The organism is Nocardiopsis sp. Huas11 (assembly GCF_003634495.1).
GTDB lineage: Bacteria > Actinomycetota > Actinomycetes > Streptosporangiales > Streptosporangiaceae > Nocardiopsis.
On record NZ_RBKY01000001.1, the window covers coordinates 2,987,059 to 3,009,004 of the forward strand.

Consider the following 21,946-nt stretch of genomic DNA (forward strand, 5'->3'; position numbering starts at 1 on the left):
TGCAACACCGTCGGCCGCCCCTTCCACCCCTCCGGTTACCTGCGAAAGCTCCGCGAAGAGGTGTCTTCAGTATGTCCGATTACCCCACCGACCTGTCCGGACTGACCGGCCCACAGTTGGTCCGGCTGTTCCTGGACGCGGCCAAATCCGCTCCTGCTACCGACCCTGACCGTGCGGCGTTCTTCGACTTCAAGGCACGCCTGTTCACCGTCCTGGCCCAGGACGGCAACCCCGATGCAGCCGACGTCGCGGACCGCGCCCGCCTGATGCGTGACCGCATCCTGGTCCGCATCGACTCCGTGGGCGGGGGTGACCGGTGATGGCCAAGGTCGGTACCCCTCAGACCTCCCCGACCCTGCCAACCCCGGCCCAGGGTGTGAGGTGGACGACCCCGATTGTCGAGACACCGGGCATCGTCGTCCTGGCCTCCTGGATCTGGCGGCTGACCCGGTTCCTGGTCACCCTGCCGTTCCGCTTCCCCGTCCTCGTCGCCACCGTGGCCGTGTCGTTCGCCGCCTGGTGGTGGCTGGACTGGCCCGGCCTGGCCGGATTCTGGGCCACGGCTGCGGTGGCGTCCCTGGTGTGGTGGCGCACCTGGCCCGACTCCTACCGCCGATGCGTGCCCCTGCGCGTCCTGGCGTGGTGGCGGCACGTATTCGTCTACCGGCGCCACTGGCAACCCGTGCTGGTCATCTCCGGACTCGCCGAGTCCTACCAGGAACGCCGCTACCTCCCCCGCATCCGCCGGGTCACCTGCGACACCTGGGCCGACCGAGTCCGGGTCTCCCTCGTGGCCGGAACCTCCCCGACCGACTTCGAGACCCGGGTGGCCGAGCTGGCGCACGGCTTCCAAGCTCCGTCGTGCCGGGTCGTGGTGGACGGGCCCCGCCGCATCACCTTGGAGTTCCCCCGCCACGACACCCTCGCCGATCCGATCGACGCCCTGGACATCCCGGATGCGGTGGACCTGGCCGCGCTGCCCGTGGGGATCCGTGAGGACGGCTCTCCGTGGCTGTTACGGCTGCATGGCACTCACGTCTTGGTCGCGGGGGTGACCGGTGCCGGGAAGGGGTCGGTGATCTGGTCGGCTGTGCGGGCGATGCTCCCGGCTATCGACACGGGCACGGCGCAGGTGTGGGCGATCGACCCCAAACGGATGGAGCTGTCCTACGGGCGCGCTCTCTTCGCCCAGTACGCGGACACCGGGGAGGCCGCCGTGGCGGTACTGGAATCAGCGGTGGAACAGATGCAGCACCGAGCCGCCCGGTACGCGGGCAAGCGGCGCTCGCACACCCCCACCGCAGAGGACCCGTTCGTCCTGGTGGTCCTGGACGAGGTGGCGTTCCTGACCGCCTACCACCCCGACCGGGACATTCGGAAGCGTTCCGAGAACGCCATCGCCACCCTGACCTCGCAGGGCCGCTCGGTCGGCTTCGCCGTTCTGGCCGCGCTCCAGGACCCCCGTAAAGAGGTCATGAACCTGCGCAACCTGTTCCCGGACAAGGTCGCGCTTCGCCTCGATGAGGCGTCCCAGGTCGACATGATCCTCGGGGAGGGTGCCCGGGACAGGGGCGCGAACGCTCACCTGATCGACCCGACCTTGCCGGGTGTGGGCTACGTGCGGATGGAGACCTCTCCCGCCCCGTTGCGGGTCCGGGCTGCCTACGTCTCCGACGACAACATCACGGCGATGACCGACGTCTACGGCGTGGAGGAGGCCTGATGCCCACACCCACGGGGAAGAGCACTCGGGCCGAACGGCTCACGCAACCCCTGGCCCGTGAGGTCGCCGAACAGGTCGCCGCCGACCACGGCGTGTGCATCCGTCCCGTCTCCCTTCGGCGAACTGACGTCACGACTGGGGCGACCGAGATCGTGGACGTCCCGTGCGGTTCCACGCTGGAGTCCCGATGTCCGGCCTGCGCGAAGCGGAAGAGGTCGCTGCGGCGCACTCAATGCGAGGAAGGCTGGCACCTGGCTGAGGAACCTGTCGTACAGCCTGACGCGCCCTCCGAGGAACAGCGCACCTGGGTGGAACAGCGGGCGACGGTGACCGCCGAACGGGACCGCCTCGCCTCCACTGGGGGCGCGTCGGCTGAGGACCTGGCCGCGCTGGACGCCGTGATCGCTGATCTGGACGAGGAGATCACGGCGTCCGGGCTGCGGGGCTCGGTCACCCGCTCTGGCGACTCTTCGTCGTCGCGGTCTCGTCGGGTGCGCTCCACAAAGCGCCGGCACGATGCTCCGGACCTTCCCAAGCGCCCCATGACCCGAAGGACGGTCGGACGCGCGTACACCGATCCGGCCTCGGGCAAGGTGTTCCGGCCCTCCCTGTTCGTCACGCTCACCCTGGATTCCTACGGGCGGGTCCGCTCAGACGGAACCCCCGTCGACTTCTCGACGTATGACTACCGTCGTGCGGCTCGGGACGCGTTGCACTTCTCCAAGCTCGTGGACCGGTTCGTGCAGAACCTGCGCCGTGTCGCGGGCTTTGATGTGCAGTACTTCGCGGCCGTGGAACCCCAACGACGTCTGGCCCCGCATCTGCACATGGCCACACGGGGCACGATCCCTCGGGCGGAGCTGCGCCAGATCGCGGCGGCGACGTACCACCAGGTGTGGTGGCCTTCGGCCGACACAGTCCGGTTCGAGGGTGAGCACCTTCCGGTGTGGGAGGAATCCGCGGGGACCTTCCTCGATCCCGACACGGGTGAACTCCTGCCCACGTGGGACGAGGCGTTGGACGCCCTGGACGAGGATCCCGACGCCGAACCCCATCACGTGGCGCGGTTCGGACGCCAGGTCGACGCCAAGGGTGTGGTGGCCGGTTCTGCTGATGCTGACCGGTGCGTCCGGTACCTGGCGAAGTACCTCACGAAGGACATCGCCGAGTGCCACGCCGCTGAGACGACTCGCCAGGAACAGCACGTAGACCGCCTCCTGGACGCGCTCCGCTTCGAGCCGTGCTCGCCCCGGTGCTCGAACTGGCTCCGCTACGGCATCCAGCCCGAGGGGGCCAAAGCGGGGATGCGTCCGGGGTTCTGCCGGTCCAAGGCTCACCGTCGCGAACACCTGGGCTACGCCGGTCGTCGCGTCCTGGTCTCCCGCAAGTGGTCGGGCAAGACCCTGGCCGATCACAAGGCGGACCGGCTCGCGTGGGTCCTGGACGTCCTCGGCGTCGACCCCACCAACGAGGACCAGGGCGACGGCGACAACTCCCGGCCTGCGCTGCTGACGGTCGACTCGGGCTCGTTCTCCTGGGAGCTGGCTCGCCCGACTGACCCCGACGTCGCTCCCCGCGAACAACGCCTACTCCGGGCCGTGGGCGAAGCACTCAAACGCCGCGCCCAACTCGACGCAGCACGTACCCCCGAACGTTCGGCAACGGAAAGGGCTGCCTGATGGCAACCGAGAAGACTCGTCCGACTGGCCGTCTGCTGACTGTGGCGCAAGCGGCCGAACTCCTCAACACCTCCGAGCGCTACCCCCGTCGTCTGATCGAGGAGCGGCGCATCACCTTCGTCAAGGTCGGCCGTCACGTGCGCATCCCTGAGTCGGCCCTGGACGAGTTCATCACTGCTGGGACTTTCGAGCCGGTCCGGCTGCGCGCGGGCAGGGTGGCGTGATGGCGGGGGAGAAGAAGCGCGATTTCGGCACCGTCCGCAAGCTCGCGTCCGGCCGCTTCCAGGTTCGGTATCGAGGGCCTGACGGACGGCTTCGCCCGGCCCCGCACACCTTCGACACGAGGAAGGCGGCACAGCGCTGGCTCAAGCTCAAGGACGCCGAGATCGCCCAGGGCGACTGGTTCGATCCTGAGGCCGGCGCGCGCTCCTTCGGTGAGTACGCGGCCGAATGGGTGAAGGACCGAGACCTCACGCGCAAGACCCGGCGGACCTATGAGGATCTGCTGCGGCTTCACCTCAACCCCACGTTCGGCGACATGTACCTGAACGCGATCAAGACCGCCGACGTTCGGCGGTGGCGTGCGGCTCGCCTGCGGCGAAAGAAGGGCAAGGGGCAGGTGCCCAAGGCATACCGGCTCATGCACGCGGTCCTGAACACCGCCGTCGCGGACAAGCTGATTCGGGAGAACCCGTGCCAGATCGAGGGCGCGGGCCTGGAGGACAGCGAGGAACGCCCGGTGCTGTCCGTCGCCGAGGTGTTCAAGCTGGCTGACGCCATCAAGCCGCGCTACCGGGCGCTCGTACTGCTGGCAACGTTCGGCAACATGCGCTGGGGCGAACTGGCCGGGCTTCGTCGGCGCAACCTCGACCTCGACAAGCGGACGGTACGGATCCGCGAGACGGTGACCGACGTGGGTGGCCTGTACCAGGGCAAGCCCAAGTCCAAAGCGGGTTACCGCGTGGTGTCCCTCCCCGAACTGATCATGGCGGACCTGCGGGAGCACGTCGAAACCTACTCGGCCCCGGGGCCGGACGGCTTCGTGTTCGTCGGAGTGCGAGGCAACCAGCTTCGGCGGGGCAACTTCTCGAAGTACTGGGCGGACGCCTGTGACGCGGTGGGCCTGGAGGACGTCCACCTTCACGACCTGCGGCACACGGGCAACACCTACGCGGCTGAGGCGGGGGCGTCCCTGCGGGAGCTGATGAAGCGTATGGGGCACTCCAGCTCCAAGGCGGCCCTGATCTACCTGCACGCCCGGGAGGAACGGGAGCGGGAGATCGCTGACCGCCTGGGGGAGCGGGTCACAGAAGAGCTGAGGAGGAAGCGGAACGACTCCGGCGATGGCCCGTCGCTACCCGGGGCTCTGGTCTGAGGCCCCATCACGCGCGTGTGGCACGTATGTGGCACGGCGACCGGGACGGAGCCCCGGAAAGCAGTTCGGCCAGGTGTTCGGAAAACCCCGAACTACCTGGCCTCATTCATGCGTGGAGCGGATGACGGGAATCGAACCCGCGTTATCAGCTTGGGAAGCTGAAGTTCTACCATTGAACTACATCCGCGCGGCCCGCCGACGGTGCGGCTGGCAACGCATGTCATCCTAGCCCAACTCCGGGGCCCGTGGGCAAGTCGGCGCGGGGGCGGGCTCTCGCGCCCGTCGCGCGCGACCGCGAGCCCGACCCACTCCGGGGTGTTCTCGCAGGCGGTAAGTTCGGAGCGTGCTGCTCTCCGATCGCGACATCAGGTCCCACATCGACTCCGGACGCGTCCGGATCGACCCCTTCGACCCCGGGTTGGTCCAGCCGTCGAGCATCGACGTTCGACTGGACCGCTTCTTCCGGGTGTTCGAGAACCACAAGTACCCCCACATCGACCCCTCGGTCGAACAGCCCGACCTGACGCGGTTGGTCGAGACCGACGGGGACGAGGCCTTCATCCTGCATCCCGGCGAGTTCGTCCTGGCGTCCACCTACGAGGTGGTGAGCCTGCCCGACGACATCGCCAGCCGGTTGGAGGGCAAGAGCTCCCTCGGGCGGCTCGGCCTGCTCACCCATTCCACCGCCGGATTCATCGATCCCGGCTTCTCCGGGCACGTGACGCTGGAACTGTCGAACGTGGCCACGCTCCCGATCAAGCTCTACCCCGGGATGAAGATCGGCCAGCTGTGCATGTTCCGGCTGTCCTCCCCCGCCGAGCACCCCTACGGTTCGGCCGGGTACGGCTCCCGCTACCAGGGGCAACGCGGGCCGACGCCTTCGCGGTCGCACCTGAACTTCAGCCGCACGCGGATCGTGCCGGAGACCGACTGAGGTCTGGAGCCGAAAAGGCGCTTACGGTATGGTCATGCCTTGACACGTTCTGTCTCTTCGCGTGCCTGTTTCACAATTGTGACCGGGATAACCCTAAAATCGCCTGTGGTATAGATCACAAAACGGCGCTTTCGAGTCCCGGCATCCCGTGTCACAAGTCGGCGGACGCTTCTTACGGCAAGTAAACATGTTATTTGCTAGTGACCTTGCGTCTGACCTGTGCGTTCTCATCTCGGTAAGGTGGCGCCCCGACGTGAACCAGGTAGCGGTCCCGCCCCGAGCCGGGGCGCGCCAGGGGGCTCTGCGCACACCGCCTACCTGAGACAACCGCGGGTGGCATTGGGGCTGACCAAGGGTGGCCCCGCTGTGCCTCGCGGCCGGGACAGCCCCATAGAGGAGACCGTGCCAGCAGTACGCGCAGACAACCTGTACAAGGTGTTCGGACGTCAATCGGCCGCCGCCGTCGAGCGGCTCGCCGACGGCAGCCACCGGGACACCATCGCCGACCTCGACGTGACGGCCGCCGTCATCGACGTTTCGTTCGAGGTCGAACCGGGCGAGATCTTCGTCGTCATGGGCCTCTCCGGATCGGGCAAGTCCACTCTGATCCGCATGCTCAACGGCCTCCTGGACCCCACGGCGGGTTCGGTCGAGGTCGACGGCGTCAACATCACCGACCTGAACAAGAAGGACCTCCTCAAGCTTCGCGGCGAGAAGGTCAGCATGGTCTTCCAGCACTTCGCGCTCCTGCCGCACCGAACGGTGCTGGAGAACGCCGCCTACGGTCTGGAGCTGCGCGGCCTGTCGCGCGCCGACCGCGAGGCCAAGGCGCGGGAGACCCTGGCGCTCGTGGGGCTCGACGGGTGGGAGGACAAGCTCCCCGAACAGCTCTCCGGCGGCATGCAGCAGCGGGTCGGGTTGGCCCGCGCGCTCGCCGCCGACACCGAGATCATCCTCATGGACGAGGCCTTCAGCGCGCTGGACCCGCTGATCCGCCGCGACATGCAGACCCAGCTCCTGGAGCTCCAGGCGAGCCTGGGCAAGACCATCGTCTTCATCACGCACGACCTCAACGAGGCCATGCGCCTCGGTGACCGCATCTGCGTGCTGCGCGACGGCCGCGTCGCCCAGGTGGGCACTGCGCAGGAGATCCTCAGCGATCCCGCCAACGACTACGTCGAGCGCTTCACCGAGGACGTGGACCGCACGCGCGTGCTGACCGCCACCTCGGCGCTCGACCCCGGGGTCACTCCGGACGCCGGCCTCACGCAGGTCAGCGCCGACACCCCGATCGCCGACCTGTACGCCGAGATGACCACGGCCGACCGCCTGAAGGTGGTCGCCGAGGACGGCACGGTGCTCGGAGTGGTGACGCGCACCTCCGTGCTCGCGGCCCTCTCGGTCGGGAAGGAGACCTCGTGACACCGATCGACTTTCCGCCCACCCTGCCGCTCGGAGACGGCTTCGAGGCGTTCAACCAGTGGCTGAAGAGCAACTTCGGCTGGTTCTTCGACGCGGTCGGCCAGTTCATCAGCTGGGCCGTGGGAGCGCTATCGGGCTTCTTCGTGGAGCCCGCGGCCGGCCAGCTGGCCTTCATCGCCGCGGTGATCATCGCGGCCCCGCTGTCGCGCGTGCGCCGGGTCCCGCTGCTGTCGATCGTGGGCGCGGCCTCGCTGCTCTACGTCCTGCAGTGGCTGTTCCTCTTCGGCAACATGGTCGTCAACAGCCTGCCGCCGCAGCTGTTCCTGTGGGCCATGGCGCTGTTCGACCAGGACCGTGTCGACGCCTACTTCTGCATCTCGCTGCTGTTCCTCATCGCGGTGACGGTGCTCGGCGCGATGGAGGAGCGCACCCGGCTGCGCACGGCGGTGGTCGCCGGCGGCTGGCTGGTCACGATCCTGTTGGGCTGGCTCGTCCTGCCCATGCTGGTCGTCGCACCGCTGTCGCTGGTCATGATCGCGCTGCTCAGCCTGCTCGCGTACACGGTCGCCGGCTGGCGGATGGGCGTGTTCGCGATCATCGCGCTGACCGTGGTCGCCTCCGTGAACCAGTGGGTCAACGCCATGGACACCCTGGGACTGGTGCTCGTCGCCAGCCTCGTCGCGGTGGTCATCGCGATCCCGATCGGCGTGCTGGCCGCCTACAACACCACGGTCAGCAAGATCGCCAAGCCGGTCCTGGACCTGATGCAGACGATGCCGGCGTTCGTGTACCTGATCCCGGCGATCTTCTTCTTCTCCATCGGCGCCGTGCCCGGTGTCGTGGCCACCATCGTCTTCGCCATGCCGCCCGGTGTGCGCCTGACCGAACTCGGCATCCGCCAGGTCGACAAGGAGCTGGTGGAGGCGGGTGAGGCCTTCGGCGCGCCGACGCGACGGATCCTCACCGGCATCCAGCTGCCCCTCGCCCTGCCGACGATCATGGCGGGCGTCAACCAGGTGATCATGCTCAGCCTGTCGATGGTCGTCATCGCGGGCATGGTCGGCGCCGGCGGTCTGGGCAGCCAGGTCTACCAGGGCATCTCCCGCAACGACGGCGCCCTCGGCTTCGAGGCCGGCATCGCGGTGGTCATCCTGGCGATCTTCCTCGACCGGCTGACGGCGGCGGTCAGCCGCAACTCCCCGCAGGCGCGTGCCGGACGATCCCGTTCGTGACACCGCCCGACGTGACCGAAGCAGATTCTCCGACGGAAGAGTGAGGAACCATGAACAAGCGTTTCGCGAGTTTCGCGGCCCTCGGCCTGAGCAGTGTGCTGATGCTGACCGCCTGTGGCGACGACGGGGGCAACGGCCTGGCCGACGGCCCCGAGGAGGAAGAGGGCGCGGGGGGCGGCGAGATCAACATCGCCCTCATCCCGTGGGAGGAGGACATCGCCGCCACGAACATGTGGAAGGTCCTCCTGGAGGAGAAGGGCTACGACGTCACGGTCACCGACCTCGACGTGGCCCCGGTCTTCCAGGGCGCGGCCAACGGCGACGTCGACCTGTTCCTCGACACCTGGCTGCCGGTGACGCACGCCGACTACTGGGAGGAGTACGGGGACCAGCTGGAGGACCTCGGCGCCTGGTACGACAACGCCAAGCTCACGCTGGCGGTGCCCACCTACATGGAGGACGTCGACAGCATCGAGGACCTGCCCGACGCGGCCGGTGACCTCGACAACCGCATCGTCGGCATCGAGTCCGGCTCCGGCCTGGTGCGCGTCACCAGGGAAGAGGCGATGCCCGGCTACGGGCTGGACGAGGACTTCGAGCTGATCGAGTCCTCCACGTCCGCGATGCTCGCCGAGCTCGACTCCGCCTACCAGGAGGAGGAGCCGATCGTCGTCACCCTGTGGCGTCCGCACATCGCCTACTCCCAGTACGACCTGAAGGACCTCGAGGACCCCGAGGGCCACATGGGCGACGCCGAGACCGTGCACTCGATCGGCCGCGAGGGCTTCGCCGAGGACTTCCCCGAGGTCGCCGAGTGGCTGGGCGAGTTCACCATGACCGACGAGGAGCTCGGTGACCTGGAGGTCATGACGCTGGAGGAGTACGAGGACGACCCGGAGGAGGGCGCTCGCCAGTGGCTCTCGGAGAACCCGGAGTTCGTCGAGCGCACCCTGGGCGAGGCCGCCGAGGGCGTGGAGTTCTAACAGGGTCCGACTCCCTGTCGTGACGACCGACGTGAACGGGCCGTCTCCCCGCGGGGAGACGGCCCGTTCGTCGTGCGGCGGGGACGCGTGCCTCAGGGGGCGTAGTAGCCGCCCTGGGCGCCGTTGTTCCACTGGTTGATCTGGCGCGGCTTCTTCTCGCGCCGGGGCAGCAGGTAGGCCGCGAGCAGGCCGCCCATGAACCCGAACAGGTGCGCCTGCCAGGAGACGCCGGGGTACTGGGGCAGGACCCCCCAGATCATCGTGCCGTAGAAGATGATCACGCAGATCATGATGACGATGTCGACGGTCCGGCGCTCGATGATGCCGCGCAGGACCGTGTAGCCGAAGTAGCCGAAGACGAGGCCGCTGGCGCCCACCGTGATCGAGGGGGGAGCGGTGAACAGCCACACGCCCACGCCGCTGACGACGGCCACGATCAGGGTGGTGAGCAGGAACCGGCTCAGGCCGCTGAAGGCCACGAGCGATCCGAGGACCAGGAACGGCAGTGAGTTGCCGATCAGGTGAGCGAGGTTGCCGTGCATGAGGGGCGCCGTGAGCAGGGTCCAGGGCGCGTCGATGTCCCACGAGCGGAGCCCGAGCTCACGGTCGAGACCGCCGCGCAGCATGAAGCTGTCGAAGATCTCGAAGACCCACATGGCCGCGAGCATCGCCGCGACGGTGAGGATGGCGGTGATTCTGGAGCGGTTCACGGTTTCGAGGGTAGAGGACCCGACCTTGTGACGGTATGTGCGTGAGGCGTGTGGGGAGGATTTGTCCGATGTGATGCGTGTCCGGCCGTCCGGTGCGGGTTGATCCCGTCTCTCCACCCTGGGTTCCGGACATGCCCGCAGTGATTCGCTTGCGACCGAAACCCCTGGGGTGGCGCCGGGTCGAAGGGCGTCACCTGGACGGACCCGGGCCGCTGGAGGGACTCGGTCCCACTCCGGGGCCTGGCGCGGCCGCGCGGAGTGCGGGTCCGAAACGCGGGGAGTTCGCGTGCGCCGGCGGCGGGGAGGGCGGCGGCGCGCCCCGTCTCCGTCAGGAGGACAGCGAGCGCTTGCGCGGGGGAATGCCGGCCATCGCCATGAAGGACTCCACCTTGGCGGGCTTGGTCATGCCGGTCAGCGGCAGGTAGGTGCGCGAGGAACGGCGGCTCTGCAGCGAGGGGAAGCGCTTGGGGCGGCCCGCGGTGTCGCACAGCCCCAGGGAGCGGATCCGGCCGGGCAGCACGTAGTAGGAACCGATGTCGTGGAAGGGGACGCTCACGACGTACCGACCGCGCTCGTAGCGGAACTCGCCGTCGGAGACCTCCAGCACGGGGGTCTTGATCAGGTGGCCGTGGACCGCGAGAGCGGCGCCGATGGCGGCGAGCAGCACTCCGAGCGTGATGTTGGCCCAGTACGTGGGAGCGACCGCGATGACCACGATCCCCAGGACCACCAGTGCGTAGCCAGCCCCCAACTCCACGTGTTTGCGGCCCGCGGGGCAGACCAGGCGGACTGTATCGGACACAGAACATGCCTCTCTCGTGGAGATCTCACGGGGGCGGCGGCTGTTGGTCGCCGTTGGAAACCCTATCGGCTCCGGGGGAGCGGCCGCGTGGTTTCGGACAGGTCGGTGCGCAGGCGGCCTTGCGTGGTGTGTGCTGATTTAAGTCTTGTGTCCACCTTGCCGCGTCATCCTTATTATCATCCTGAGGTCCCATGTATATGGGCGTCCTTCCGGCCGGTCGGCCGCGTGTGCGGGTCGAACACCCCCTTCGTGTGCATAAGTGGGCTTGTGTCACTGTATGTCTGTTTCTCTCTGCGTGGCGACGGGGTCGGCCTTTGTAGTTAAACGTCGTTTACTTTCATGGGCGTTCTTGCAGGGGTCCGGGTGGGACCTCTTCTAATTCCGGCGCGACCGAATCCCGGGTCGGCGCAGGGAACATTTGCAGGGGCCGTGACCTGCGCGAACACGCGTTTTTCCTTCGTGTGACGAATGCGTGTGGGTCATGTGAAGTGCGCGGCGGTGGATGGCGGCGAACCGGTTGCGGCTCGGTCACGAATCCGGCAGTGGGGCTATACAGACATTTCACTCACTGGTCTTCTAGTGCACTAATCGCCTAAGTTCGGCCGGTATGCGCGAACCAGGCAATCTGTGCGCGTTGGCTGCGATAAGTGATCAAGGGTGTAACTGATGCACAAACGAAGGAAGATCCTGGCGCTCGGCGCGGCGGGTGCCTCCGCGATGATGATGATGACGGCCTGCTCGGGCGGGGGCGGAGGCGGCGACGAGAACGCCGACCGTGAGGTCACCTGGGTGATCAACAACGTTCCCGCGGCGTGGGCGAGCACCAGCGCCGCCGGCGGCAGTGTCTACACGGTGCAGATGCAGTCCGGCGTGATCCCCGACACCGGCCAGTGGCAGCCCGACGGTACCTACGCGTACAACCTGGACGTGCTGGCGGAAGAACCCACCCTCGTCAACGACAACCCCGACGAGGGGCCGTTCGAGTACAGCTTCACCCTCGCCGACGACGCGGTGTGGAGCGACGGCGAGCCGATGACCGGCGAGGACCTGCGCGTCACCATGATGATGACCGCGTCCCCGGACGCCGGCTACTGCACCACCTGTGACTCCCGCCTCGCGGCCAGCGCGGACGCCATCGACGAGATGGAGGTCGACGGCAAGACCATCACCGTCCGCCTCAAGGAGGGTCTGGCCGACCCCGAGTGGATGAGCATCGTCGACGCCCACGGCGCCACCGGCGGCTTCTACCCGGCCCACCTGGCGGAGGAGAACGGCTGGGACGTCGACGACCCCGACCAGTTGGGCGAGTTCTTCACGTGGCTGCACGAGACCAGGCCCGAGTGGTCCGGCGGCCCGTACATGATCGTCGACGGCGACCTGCAGAACCAGGTCGTCAAGGAGCCCAACCCCGAGTGGTGGGGCGAGGAGCCCAAGCTCGACCGCATCATCATGCCGTTCAACACCGACGAGAGCACGTTCGTCAACGCGCTCAACAACGGTGAGATCGACGGCGCCAACCCGGCTCAGTACTCCCAGGACGTCATCCAGGAGCTCGAAGGCCTCCCGCAGGCCACGCTCACCGTCGGCGAGGGCAACATCTGGGAGCACATCGACTTCAACACCGAGAACGAGTGGCTGCAGGACGTCGAGCTGCGCCGTGCCATCTTCACCGCGATCGACCGCGAGGACATCGCCAACCGCAACTTCGGCGCCGGCTACCCCGAGTACGAGCTGAAGAACAGCCACACCTTCCCCAGCGACAGCGAGTACTACGTCGACCACATCACCGAGTCCGGACAGGGCTCCGGTGACGCCGACGCCGCGATCGAGATCCTGGAGGAGGCCGGCTACGAGCTGAACGGCGACACGCTCGAACTCGACGGCGAGCAGGTCGGCCCGCTGCACCTGCGTGCCACCGACACCCAGACCCGCAGCACCGCCGTGCAGCTCATCCAGGCGCACCTGGCCGAGATCGGCATCGAGACCGAGATCGAGATGATCGAGGACCTCGGAGCCACCCTGGAGGCCCAGGACTACGACATCGTCCAGTTCGGTTGGAGCGGGACCCCCTACTTCACCACCAACCCCGAGCAGCAGTGGCACAGCGAGAGCAGCAGCAACTTCGGCAAGCTCGAGAACGAGGAGATCGACGAGCTCACCGAGGCCGTGAGCACCGCGCGCAACCTCGACGAGGCCGCCGAAGCCGCCAACGAGGCCATGGCGGCGCTGGTGCCCGAGGCCTATGTCCTGCCGATCATGGCCGAGCCGAACTACTTCTTCGTGAACGACCGGGTCGCCAACATCGAGGACAACCTCAACTCCAGCGCACGCGCCACGTGGAACATCGGTGAATGGGAGCTCGCCGAGTAACGCCCTCCCGTCACCCACCACCGCCCTGGTGGTGTCGACACGGGGGAGGGGCACCCTCAACGGACGCCTCCGGCGCAGTGCCCCCTCGAGCCCGGGTGCGGGACGACCTTCCGCACCCGGGCCGGTCCTCGTTCACCCCTGAAGGATCACACCCATGCTCGTTTACACGGTGCGGCGCGTTCTGGGCGCGATACCCGTCCTGGTCCTCGCATCCATCCTGACCTTCGTCCTGATCGACGTCTCCGGAGACCCGCTCTCGGACCTGCGCATGCAGCAGCCGCCGCCGGACCCCTCGGTCATCGAGCTCCAGGAGGAGCGCCTCTACCTGGACCGTTCCCTGCCGGAGCGCTACTGGCTCTGGACGACCGGTATCGGCGGCAACGGCGACATCGGGCTGCTGCAGGGCGAGTTCGGCCCTTCCACACAGAGCGCCACCTATGACATCGGCGCGAACATCGCCGACCGCCTGGGCGTCACGCTGCGCCTGGTGACGGCGGCGATGGTCTTCGCGCTCGGCCTGGCCATCATCTCCGGCGTCATCAGCGCCATGCGCCAGTACTCCAAACTCGACTACGCCCTCACGTTCATCGGGTTCCTGGCACTGGCCATGCCGACCTTCTGGTTCGCCGGGATCATGCAGCAGGCGGGGGTCGGCTTCAACGAACTGGTCGGAACCCAGGTCTTCGCGACCATCGGTGACGGCACCTACCAGGCCCAGGGGCTCGACGCCTGGGGGCGGTTCACCAACGCGCTCGCGTACATGACGCTGCCCACGATCGTGCTCATGCTGACCAGCTTCGCCTCGTGGAGCCGGTATCAGCGGACCTCGATGCTGGAGGTGCTCAACAGCGACTACGTACGCCTGGCCCGCGCCAAGGGACTGCCCAACCGCGTCGTCATCCGGCGCCACGCGCTGCGTACCGCGCTGATCCCGCTGACCACGGTGGTGGCGATCGGTATGGCCGGGATCATCGACGGCACGGTGCTCACCGAACGCGTCTTCCAGTGGCGCGGCCTCGGCGAGTTCTTCATCTCCGCGGTCGAGGCCAACGACTCCTTCGCCCTGATGGCGTGGCTCATGATCAGCGGTACCGCCGTCATCGTCGCCAACCTCATCGCCGACCTGTTGTACGGCGTGCTCGACCCGAGGATCCGCTATGAGTGAGAACAAGGCGCCGGGCACCGCCCGGAACCCCGACGCCGAGACCGTCGGCGGGGTCGAACGCACACAGCTGCAGATGATCACACGCCGGTTCCTGCGGCACCGGCCCGCCATGATCAGCCTGGTCGTGCTGCTCGCCATCGTCGCCTTCGCGTTCCTCGGCCCCTACCTGTGGACCTGGGACCACCTCGTGCACCGCGAGATCCCGCCGAGCGTGCCGCCGGGCGGCGAGCACCCGCTCGGCACGACCACCGCGGGCCACGATGTGCTCGGCCAGCTCATGCGCGGGGCCCAGCAGACGCTCAAGGTCGCCATCACGGTGTCCATCCTGGGCACGGTCGTCGGCTCCCTGTGGGGCGCCACCGCCGGGTACTACGGGGGGCGCACCGACGCCCTCATGATGCGCGTGGTGGACGTGTTCATGATCGTCCCGCTACTGGTCATGGTGGCCGCGATCGCGGGCAGCGTCCGCGGCGGCACCACCTGGTACGCGGTCGCCCTGATCATCGCGATGTTCTCCTGGGCGCAGATCGCGCGCGTGGTGCGCGGCGTCGTGCTGTCCCTGCGCGAACAGGAGTTCGTGGAGGCGGCCAAGGCGGCGGGGGCCTCACCCGGGTGGATCATCGTCCGGCACCTGCTCCCCAACGCGGCCGGGCCGATCATCGTCGCCGCGACCCTGCTGGTCGCCGTGGCGATCCTGCTGGAGGCGGGCATGTCCTTCCTCAGCTTCGGCATCCAGCTCCCGGACATCTCCCTCGGCCAGATGATCGGCGAGGCGCGGACGGCCGCGTCCACGCGCCCCTGGCTCTTCTACCCGCCGGGCGTCCTGCTCGTCCTCATCTGTCTGACGATCAACTTCATCGGGGACGGGCTCCGCGACGCCCTGGACCCGCGGCAGGCGGTGGGGCGGCGATGAACCCGACGGAGCACACGAGCGACGAGAACGACGAGAGAGCGGTCACCGTGGCACACGACGACGTGGTGCTGGAGGTCCGGGACCTCAGCGTCACCTTCCCCTCCGACGACGGTCCACTGCCCGCCGTCCGCGAGGTCTCCTACGTCCTGCGCCGGGGCGAGGCCCTGGGCATCGTCGGGGAGTCGGGCTCGGGCAAGTCCGTCACCTCCATGGCGATCATGGGCCTGCTGCCCCGGAACGCCGTCGTGGAGGGCTCGGCCAAGGTCCTGGGCGAGGAGATCATCGGCCTCGGCGACGCCCAGATCAGCAAGGTGCGCGGCAACCGGATCGCGATGATCTTCCAGGACCCGCTCACCTCGCTCAACCCCGTGTACACGGTGGGGTTCCAGATCGCGGAGGCGGTGCAGGCCCACCGCGAGGTGAGCAGGCAGGCCGCGATGGCGCGGGCGCTGGAGCTGTTGGAGATCGTCGGGATCCCCAGCCCCGAGCAGCGCCTGAAGCAGTACCCGCACGAGCTGTCGGGCGGGATGCGCCAGCGCGTGGTGATCGCGATCGCGATGGCCAACGACCCGGACGTCATCATCGCCGACGAACCGACGACGGCGCTGGACGTCACCGTGCAGGCACAGGTGCTCGCGGCGCTGGACCGGGCGCGCGAGGAGACCGGCGCGGCCCTGGTGCTGATCACCCACGACCTGGGTGTCGTGGCCGGCCAGGTCGACCGCGTCGCCGTGATGTACGGCGGTCGCATGGTGGAGACCGGGCCGGTGGAGGAGGTCTTCTACCGGCCGCGGATGCCCTACGCCCTGGGGCTGCTCGGGTCGCTGCCACGGATGGACGAGGACCGCCACGAACGCCTCACGCCCATCATGGGCACCCCGCCGACGCTGCGGGCGATGCCGCCGGGCTGCGCGTTCGCGCCGCGCTGCCCCATGGCGCGGGAGCTGTGCCATGAACAGGAGCCGCTCCTGCTCGCCACGGACGCGCGCGGGGACCGGGTGGCGGTCGCGCCGAGCGACCCCACGGCGCACGCGGCGGCCTGTCACTTCAGCGCGGAGCTGGGGGATCGCCGACCCGAGGACCTCTTCCGTTCCTCGGCGGTCGACACCACCGGGGACGAGGCGTCCGTTGAGGCGGCGGCGGACGCGGTGACGGCGGTCCAGGAGGCCGGCGTCGAGGGTTCGTCGGTTTCGGACCCGGGCAGGAGGGCGGAGGCCGGGGCCGGGTCCGAGGCGATCGTGACCGTGACCGAACTGGTGAAGAACTTCCCGATCCATTCCAAGGGACTGATCCGACGGCGGATCGGCGAGGTGCAGGCGGTCTCGGGTGTGTCCCTGGAGCTGCGCGAGCGCGAGACGCTCGCCCTGGTCGGGGAGTCCGGCTGCGGCAAGTCGACCACCGCGCGGCTGATCCTGCAGCTGATCCGGCAGACCTCCGGCGAGGTCCACTACATGGGGCAGCCTCTGCACAGTCTGTCCGCCCGCCAGATGCGCCCCCTCCGGCGCGACCTGCAGCTGGTCTTCCAGGACCCGTTCGCGTCACTGGACCCGCGGATGACGGTGGCCGACATCATCGCCGAGCCGATGCGGATCCACGGCAGGCGCGGCCCGGAGGCGCGCGGTCGGGTGAGGGACCTGCTGGACCTGGTGGGGCTCAACGCCGAGCACAGTTCGCGCTACCCGCACGAGTTCTCCGGCGGGCAGCGCCAGCGGATCGGCATCGCGCGTGCGCTGGCGCTCAACCCCAAGGTGTTGATCCTGGACGAGCCGGTCTCGGCCCTGGACGTGTCCGTCCAGGCGGGGGTGATCAACCTGCTGGAGGACCTCCAGGCGGAGCTGGGGCTGTCCTACCTCTTCGTCTCGCACGACCTGTCGGTGGTTCGGCACATCGCCGACCGGGTCGCGGTGATGTACCTCGGCAAGATCGTGGAGACGGGGACGACGGAGGGGATGTTCGGCGCGCCCGCGCACCCGTACACGCAGGCGCTGATCTCGGCGATCCCGATCCCGGATCCGGTGAAGGAGCGGACCAGGGAGCGGATCATCGTGACCGGTGACGTGCCGAGTCCGTCCGATCCGCCGTCGGGGTGCCGGTTCCGGACCCGCTGTCCCAAGTTCGCCGGGCAGTTGAGCGAGGCCGAGCGCGTGCGGTGCGTGCAGGAGCCGCCGGAGCTGCTGGACCGCGGGACCGGGCACCGCGACGCCTGCCACTACTCACAGGTCGTCGAGCTGATCTGATCCGGTGGGCGCCGGGGGAGCGGGCCGAGGGCCGGCTCCCCCGGCGTCGTCGTGCGCGCGGTGACGGGGTGCGGCGGGGTGGTGATGCTGCGGTGGTGGGACGGGGGCGCGGCGGTGGTGTGGCGAGCGGGGCCCTGACCAGCGGTTCGACCGACCGCTCGAAAAAGTGACCTGAGTCACGCCGCGCCGAGTGAACGTTCGAAACGCCCGCCCACGATGGGATTCCTGTAGGTTCTTGCCGCGAGTCCGTGCCTGATCCCTTGAGGAGATCAATGTCTGCCACTCCCCGACCGGCCCCCACGACACGGAGGAGAAACGGTGAGAGGAGGCGTGGCTGGGCATGGCTCTCCGCTACTGCGCTCGTCACCGTCCCGCTCCTTCCCGTCTCCGCGCTGACGGCCGCGCCCGTCTACGCCGACACCGTCGAGAGCACCGACGACTCCGCCCGAGTGGACGAGCTCCGCGCGGACATCGACGCCCTGCTGGAGGACCCCTCGCTGGAGGGGGCCGTCTCCGGTGTGGTCATCGCCGACCCCGACACCGGCGAACGGCTGTACGCGCGCGACGCTGACACCCAGCTGCTCCCCGCCTCCAACATGAAGCTGTTCAGCACCGTCGCCGCCCTGGAGGTCCTGGGGACCGACCACACGTTCGGCACCGAGGCGGTGGTGGAGGAGGGGCCGGACCGCCGTGGTTCGGTGACCGACCTCTACCTGGTCGGCAACGGTGACCCCATGCTCTCCGAGACCGATCTGGACGCCCTGGCCGCCGATGTCGCGGAGTCGGGCGTCACCACGGTGACCGGCGACCTGTACGCCGACGACACCTGGTTCGACGACCAGCGCCAGGTGGCCGACTGGGACCCCACCGACGAGCCGTACGCCTACGCGGCGCAGATCTCCGCGCTGACGCTGGCGCACGGGGAGCGCTACAACACCGGGGTGACCGAGGTCGAGGTGACAGCGGGCGCCGAGGGCGAGCCGGTCGAGGTCGACCTGGGTCTGGCCGAGGGCTACATGGACCTGGACGTCCAGGCCGTGACCGGCGCCGCCGACAGCACCAACACGCTCGCGGTCACCCGGCCCCTGGACACCAACACGATCTCCGTCACCGGTTCGCTGCCCGAGGGCTCCGGTCCGGTGAACGTGGTCCGCACGGTGGACGAGCCGGCCGCGTTCACGGCGCACGTCTTCGAGCGGGCGCTGGAGCGGCACGGCGTCGAGGTCGAGGGAGACGTGGACCTGGGCGCGGTGCCCGAGGGCGAGGGGCCCGTCGTCCTGGGCGACCACGAGTCCCCGACGCTGGAGGAGACGCTGGTCCCGCTGCTGAAGTTCAGCAACAACATGCACACGGAGATGCTGGTCAAGGGCATCGGCCAGGAGGTCGCGGGCAAGGGCACGTGGGAGGCCGGGCTGGCCGGGACCGAGGAGGCGCTGACCGCTCTGGGCGTGGACATGGACGACGTGCGCATGCACGACGGCTCTGGCCTGTCGCGCGGCGACCGCGCCACCGCGTCGAGCGTGGTCGACCTGTACACGCAGGTGCGGGACGAGCCCTGGTTCGACGCGTGGCACGACGCCCTGCCGGTGGCGGGCGACACCGACCCGTTCGTCGGGGGCACGCTGTCCGGGCGGATGGGCGACACGGCCGCGGAGGGCGTGGTGAGCGCCAAGACCGGGACGCTGTCGGGCGTGAGCGCCCTGTCCGGGTACGTGCACGGCGCCGACGGTGACGAGCTGGTGTTCAGCGTCATCAACAACGGTCACGCGGGTCCGGCGCCGTGGGGCGTGCAGGACGCGGTGGCGACGCGGTTGGCCGAGTTCGCGGGCCACACCGGCCCGGTGCGCACGCTCGCGCGCGGTGGGGCCGACGCCTCCACCAGTGCTCCGGCCGGAAGCGGTGACCTGGAGTGCACCTGGGTGCAGGCCTGCTGATCCGCTGACGGGCTGGGCGATGGGCCTGAGGACCTGCCTGGCTGGCCGCTTGACCGGGTGGCCGGGTGCTCTGTCGGGGCCGTGAGAGGACGTTCTCGCACGGCCCCCGACTTGTCCACAGCCTGTGGGCGGTCTCGGCGCGAACGCCGCGAACGTGGCAATCTTGGACCCAACCTCCGGGGTCACCTCTGAGCCGACCCCGTGTCCAGGTTCGACCAGTGCCCGCGTGGGCGCGCCCCAGCCCTGAAAGGCCGCGTGAGCATGCTCACCTCCCTCCCACCGACCTTCGCGCACGCGTCCGCCGCCCTTGTGGGCGCGACGGGGGCGGGCGTGGGCGCCTGGACGGCGCAGCTCGTCTCGCTCGCCTTCTTCCTGTCCTTCCTCGTCGCACTGGGCCTGCTGGCCAGCCGGATGATGGGAGTGCCGTTCAACCTGCCGCGGCTCGCCGTGGCCGGCCTGGTGGGCATGGCCGCCGGCGGGGCCGTCGGCATCCTGTTGGCCTTCGACAGCTTCCAGGCGGCCGCCACCTCCACCACACCGGACCACACGGAGCCGCGGGTCCTCGTCCTGCTCTTCGGCTCGATGGCGGCCGCGTCCCTGCTGGTCTTCGTCGCCTTCGAGCTCGCCGTCCCCCAGGGCACGCGGCTGCGTCCGGTGACGGCCGCGCGCGCCGTGCTCAACCTCTTCGGGCGGATGGGGCGGTACCGGCGGATCGTGTGGATCCTCGCCCGGCACGGCCTGTGGGGCTACGTCACCGGACGTCGCGACGGCGGTGAGGACGCCTCCACCCAGCGCCGGATCGCCCGGTCGCTGTCCCGGTCGATGGAGGAGGCCGGGGTGGTCTTCGTCAAGCTCGGCCAGGTCATGGCCACCCGGCGCGACCTCCTGTCCCCGGTGTTCGTCGAGGAACTGGGCCGCCTGCACAGCGAGGCCACACCCGTGCCCTTCGAGCAGGTGCGCACCACGGTCGAGCGCGAGCTGGGGCAGCCGCTGGAGGAGGTCTTCGCCGACTTCACCGACCGGCCGCTGGCCGCCGCGTCCATCGCCCAGGCCCACCTGGCCACTCTGAAGGACGGCGGAGAGGTGGTCGTCAAGGTCCAGCGGCCGGGGATCTCCTCGGTCGTGCGGCGCGACCTCGACATCATCCGGCGGCTGGCGCGCAAGTTCGAGCAGACCACCGACTGGGGGCCGGCCATCGGCGTGGTGGAGCTGGCCGAGGGGTTCGCGGAGGCGCTGCTGGAGGAACTGGACTTCGAGGTGGAGGCGGCCAACATCGCCGCGGTCGCCGAGGCCACCGCCGGCTCCGCCGTCCGCATCCCCCAGGTGCACGAAACGTTCACCACGCGCCGGGTCCTGGTCATGGAGCGGCTGCACGGCACGCCGCTCGGCAGCGCGGACCTGGACGGGGTCGACGGGGCGGCTCTGGCCCGCACCCTGCTCGACTGCCTGCTGGAGCAGGTGATGATGAGCGGGATCTTCCACGCCGACCCCCACCCGGGCAACATCATGCTGCTGGAGGACGGCGTGGGGCTGCTCGACTACGGGTCGGTCGGGCGCCTGGACGGGCAGATCCGCGAGTCCCTGCGGATGATGCTGCTGGCCATCGACCGCACCGACGCCGTCCTGCTCACGGACACCCTGCTGGACGTGGTGGAGGACGCCACCGAGGTGGACGAGGAGCGGCTGCGCCGCGCACTGGGCCAGTTCATGGCACGCTACATGCACGGTTCCGCCGCGCCCAGCATGCGGATGTTCACCGAGCTGATGCTGATCGTCACCCGGTTCGGGCTCTCGCTGCCCGCCGAGCTGGCCGCGGTGTTCCGCGCCCTGGCCACCCTGGAGGGCACGCTCGTGCACCTCTCCCCGGGCTTCGACACCGTCAGCGAGGCGCGCCGGTTCGCCGAGGAGCGCATGGCGGGACAGCTGAACGCCGACCACCTGCGTGACGCCGCCCTCGCCGAGTTCGCGGCCATGCTCCCCGCCCTGCGCCGGATGCCGCGCAAACTGGACCGGATCTCCGACCAGCTGCACAAGGGCCGGTTCACGGTGCGGATCCGCACCTTCGCCCACCCCGACGACCGCAGCCTCGTCCAGGGCGTGGTGCAGCGCGCCGTGCTCACCGTCCTCGCGGTGGCCACCGGTCTGATGTCGGTGGGCCTGTTCAACGTCATCGGCGGCACGGACACGGAGTGGTTCGAGCTCACGGCACCGGAACGCGTGCTCACCCTGATGGCCTGGCTGCTGCTCGCCTCGTCCGGGCTGATGATCCTGCGGCTGCTGGTGGGTGTGGCCAAGGAGGGCCGACGCAGACGCACCCGCCGTCCGTGAGCCCGGCCCGAAGGTCGACCCGGTAGTGGAGTGCGTCTGCCCGGGCGACCCGCCCGGGGCGCGCCACGGATCGCGCCACCGAGCTCGCCACGGGACGCGCTACGGAGCTCGCCACGGGACGCGCCACCGAGCTCGCCAC

17 protein-coding genes and 1 tRNA gene are annotated in these 21,946 nt (G+C 69.1%); 15 read left to right on the plus strand and 3 right to left on the minus strand.

Features of this window, described 5'->3' with window-relative positions:
- Positions 1-71 precede the first annotated feature (71 nt).
- Genes DFP74_RS13480 through DFP74_RS13500 form a run of 5 tightly spaced genes read left to right on the plus strand, consistent with a single transcriptional unit; the run spans position 72 to position 4,777 of the window.
- Positions 72-320, plus strand: a complete 249-nt coding sequence (locus DFP74_RS13480; protein WP_121182017.1) for a hypothetical protein — start codon at positions 72-74, stop codon at positions 318-320.
- A complete protein-coding gene (locus tag DFP74_RS13485) occupies positions 320-1,723 on the plus strand; it encodes an FtsK/SpoIIIE domain-containing protein (protein ID WP_121182018.1) in 1,404 nt (467 codons plus the stop codon). The genes DFP74_RS13480 and DFP74_RS13485 overlap by 1 nt, the downstream gene beginning before the upstream one ends.
- Positions 1,723-3,402, plus strand: a complete 1,680-nt coding sequence (locus DFP74_RS13490) for a replication initiator (protein ID WP_121182019.1) — start codon at positions 1,723-1,725, stop codon at positions 3,400-3,402. Before DFP74_RS13485 ends, DFP74_RS13490 begins: the two co-directional genes overlap by 1 nt.
- Positions 3,402-3,626 carry a helix-turn-helix domain-containing protein gene (locus DFP74_RS13495; RefSeq protein ID WP_121182020.1) on the plus strand — a complete coding sequence of 75 codons (225 nt, stop codon included), beginning with the start codon at positions 3,402-3,404 and terminating at the stop codon, positions 3,624-3,626. Before DFP74_RS13490 ends, DFP74_RS13495 begins: the two co-directional genes overlap by 1 nt.
- Positions 3,626-4,777 (plus strand): site-specific integrase, encoded by a 1,152-nt coding sequence (locus DFP74_RS13500; RefSeq protein WP_121182021.1) that lies wholly within the window; start codon positions 3,626-3,628, stop codon positions 4,775-4,777. Before DFP74_RS13495 ends, DFP74_RS13500 begins: the two co-directional genes overlap by 1 nt.
- Before the next feature lie 113 nt (positions 4,778-4,890).
- Here DFP74_RS13500 and DFP74_RS13505 read toward each other — a convergent pair.
- Positions 4,891-4,964 (minus strand) — tRNA-Gly (locus tag DFP74_RS13505).
- A 156-nt stretch (positions 4,965-5,120) separates the two neighbouring features.
- Here DFP74_RS13505 and dcd point away from each other — a divergent pair.
- The 4 genes from dcd (at position 5,121) to DFP74_RS13525 (ending at position 9,348) form a co-directional block, all read left to right on the plus strand.
- Complete coding sequence (dcd, locus tag DFP74_RS13510; protein WP_121182022.1) at positions 5,121-5,711, plus strand: dCTP deaminase; 591 nt, start codon at positions 5,121-5,123, stop codon at positions 5,709-5,711.
- 426 nt (positions 5,712-6,137) lie between these two features.
- A complete protein-coding gene (locus DFP74_RS13515; RefSeq protein WP_121188236.1) occupies positions 6,138-7,133 on the plus strand; it encodes a glycine betaine/L-proline ABC transporter ATP-binding protein in 996 nt (331 codons plus the stop codon).
- The gene (locus DFP74_RS13520) at positions 7,130-8,365 is read left to right on the plus strand and encodes a proline/glycine betaine ABC transporter permease (protein ID WP_121182023.1); all 1,236 of its coding nucleotides are present in this window, start codon (positions 7,130-7,132) and stop codon (positions 8,363-8,365) included. The genes DFP74_RS13515 and DFP74_RS13520 overlap by 4 nt, the downstream gene beginning before the upstream one ends.
- A 50-nt stretch (positions 8,366-8,415) precedes the next feature.
- On the plus strand, positions 8,416-9,348 hold the full coding sequence (locus tag DFP74_RS13525; RefSeq protein WP_121182024.1) for a glycine betaine ABC transporter substrate-binding protein: 933 nt from the start codon (positions 8,416-8,418) through the stop codon (positions 9,346-9,348).
- Positions 9,349-9,440: 92 nt separating this feature from the next.
- Here DFP74_RS13525 and DFP74_RS13530 read toward each other — a convergent pair whose 3' ends face one another.
- Both DFP74_RS13530 and DFP74_RS13535 read right to left on the minus strand, forming a co-directional pair.
- A complete protein-coding gene (locus DFP74_RS13530; RefSeq protein WP_121182025.1) occupies positions 9,441-10,058 on the minus strand; it encodes a rhomboid family intramembrane serine protease in 618 nt (205 codons plus the stop codon).
- Positions 10,059-10,386: 328 nt separating this feature from the next.
- Positions 10,387-10,860 (minus strand): hypothetical protein, encoded by a 474-nt coding sequence (locus tag DFP74_RS13535; protein WP_199725633.1) that lies wholly within the window; start codon positions 10,858-10,860, stop codon positions 10,387-10,389.
- Positions 10,861-11,526: 666 nt separating this feature from the next.
- Between DFP74_RS13535 and DFP74_RS13540 the strand changes: the two genes are divergently transcribed.
- The 6 genes from DFP74_RS13540 to DFP74_RS13565 all read left to right on the plus strand — a co-directional run bounded on the left by DFP74_RS13540 (position 11,527) and on the right by DFP74_RS13565 (position 21,807).
- Complete coding sequence (locus DFP74_RS13540) at positions 11,527-13,230, plus strand: ABC transporter family substrate-binding protein (protein WP_233570968.1); 1,704 nt, start codon at positions 11,527-11,529, stop codon at positions 13,228-13,230.
- Between the two features lie 154 nt (positions 13,231-13,384).
- On the plus strand, positions 13,385-14,395 hold the full coding sequence (locus tag DFP74_RS13545; protein WP_121182027.1) for an ABC transporter permease: 1,011 nt from the start codon (positions 13,385-13,387) through the stop codon (positions 14,393-14,395).
- Positions 14,388-15,308 carry an ABC transporter permease gene (locus DFP74_RS13550; protein WP_121182028.1) on the plus strand — a complete coding sequence of 307 codons (921 nt, stop codon included), beginning with the start codon at positions 14,388-14,390 and terminating at the stop codon, positions 15,306-15,308. The genes DFP74_RS13545 and DFP74_RS13550 overlap by 8 nt, the downstream gene beginning before the upstream one ends.
- Positions 15,305-17,545, plus strand: a complete 2,241-nt coding sequence (locus tag DFP74_RS13555; protein ID WP_121182029.1) for an ABC transporter ATP-binding protein — start codon at positions 15,305-15,307, stop codon at positions 17,543-17,545. The genes DFP74_RS13550 and DFP74_RS13555 overlap by 4 nt, the downstream gene beginning before the upstream one ends.
- A gap of 272 nt (positions 17,546-17,817) precedes the next feature.
- Positions 17,818-19,479, plus strand: coding sequence for a D-alanyl-D-alanine carboxypeptidase/D-alanyl-D-alanine-endopeptidase (gene dacB, locus DFP74_RS13560; protein ID WP_121182030.1), 1,662 nt, complete (start codon positions 17,818-17,820; stop codon positions 19,477-19,479).
- 261 nt (positions 19,480-19,740) lie between these two features.
- On the plus strand, positions 19,741-21,807 hold the full coding sequence (locus DFP74_RS13565) for an AarF/ABC1/UbiB kinase family protein (RefSeq protein ID WP_121188238.1): 2,067 nt from the start codon (positions 19,741-19,743) through the stop codon (positions 21,805-21,807).
- Positions 21,808-21,946 lie beyond the last annotated feature (139 nt).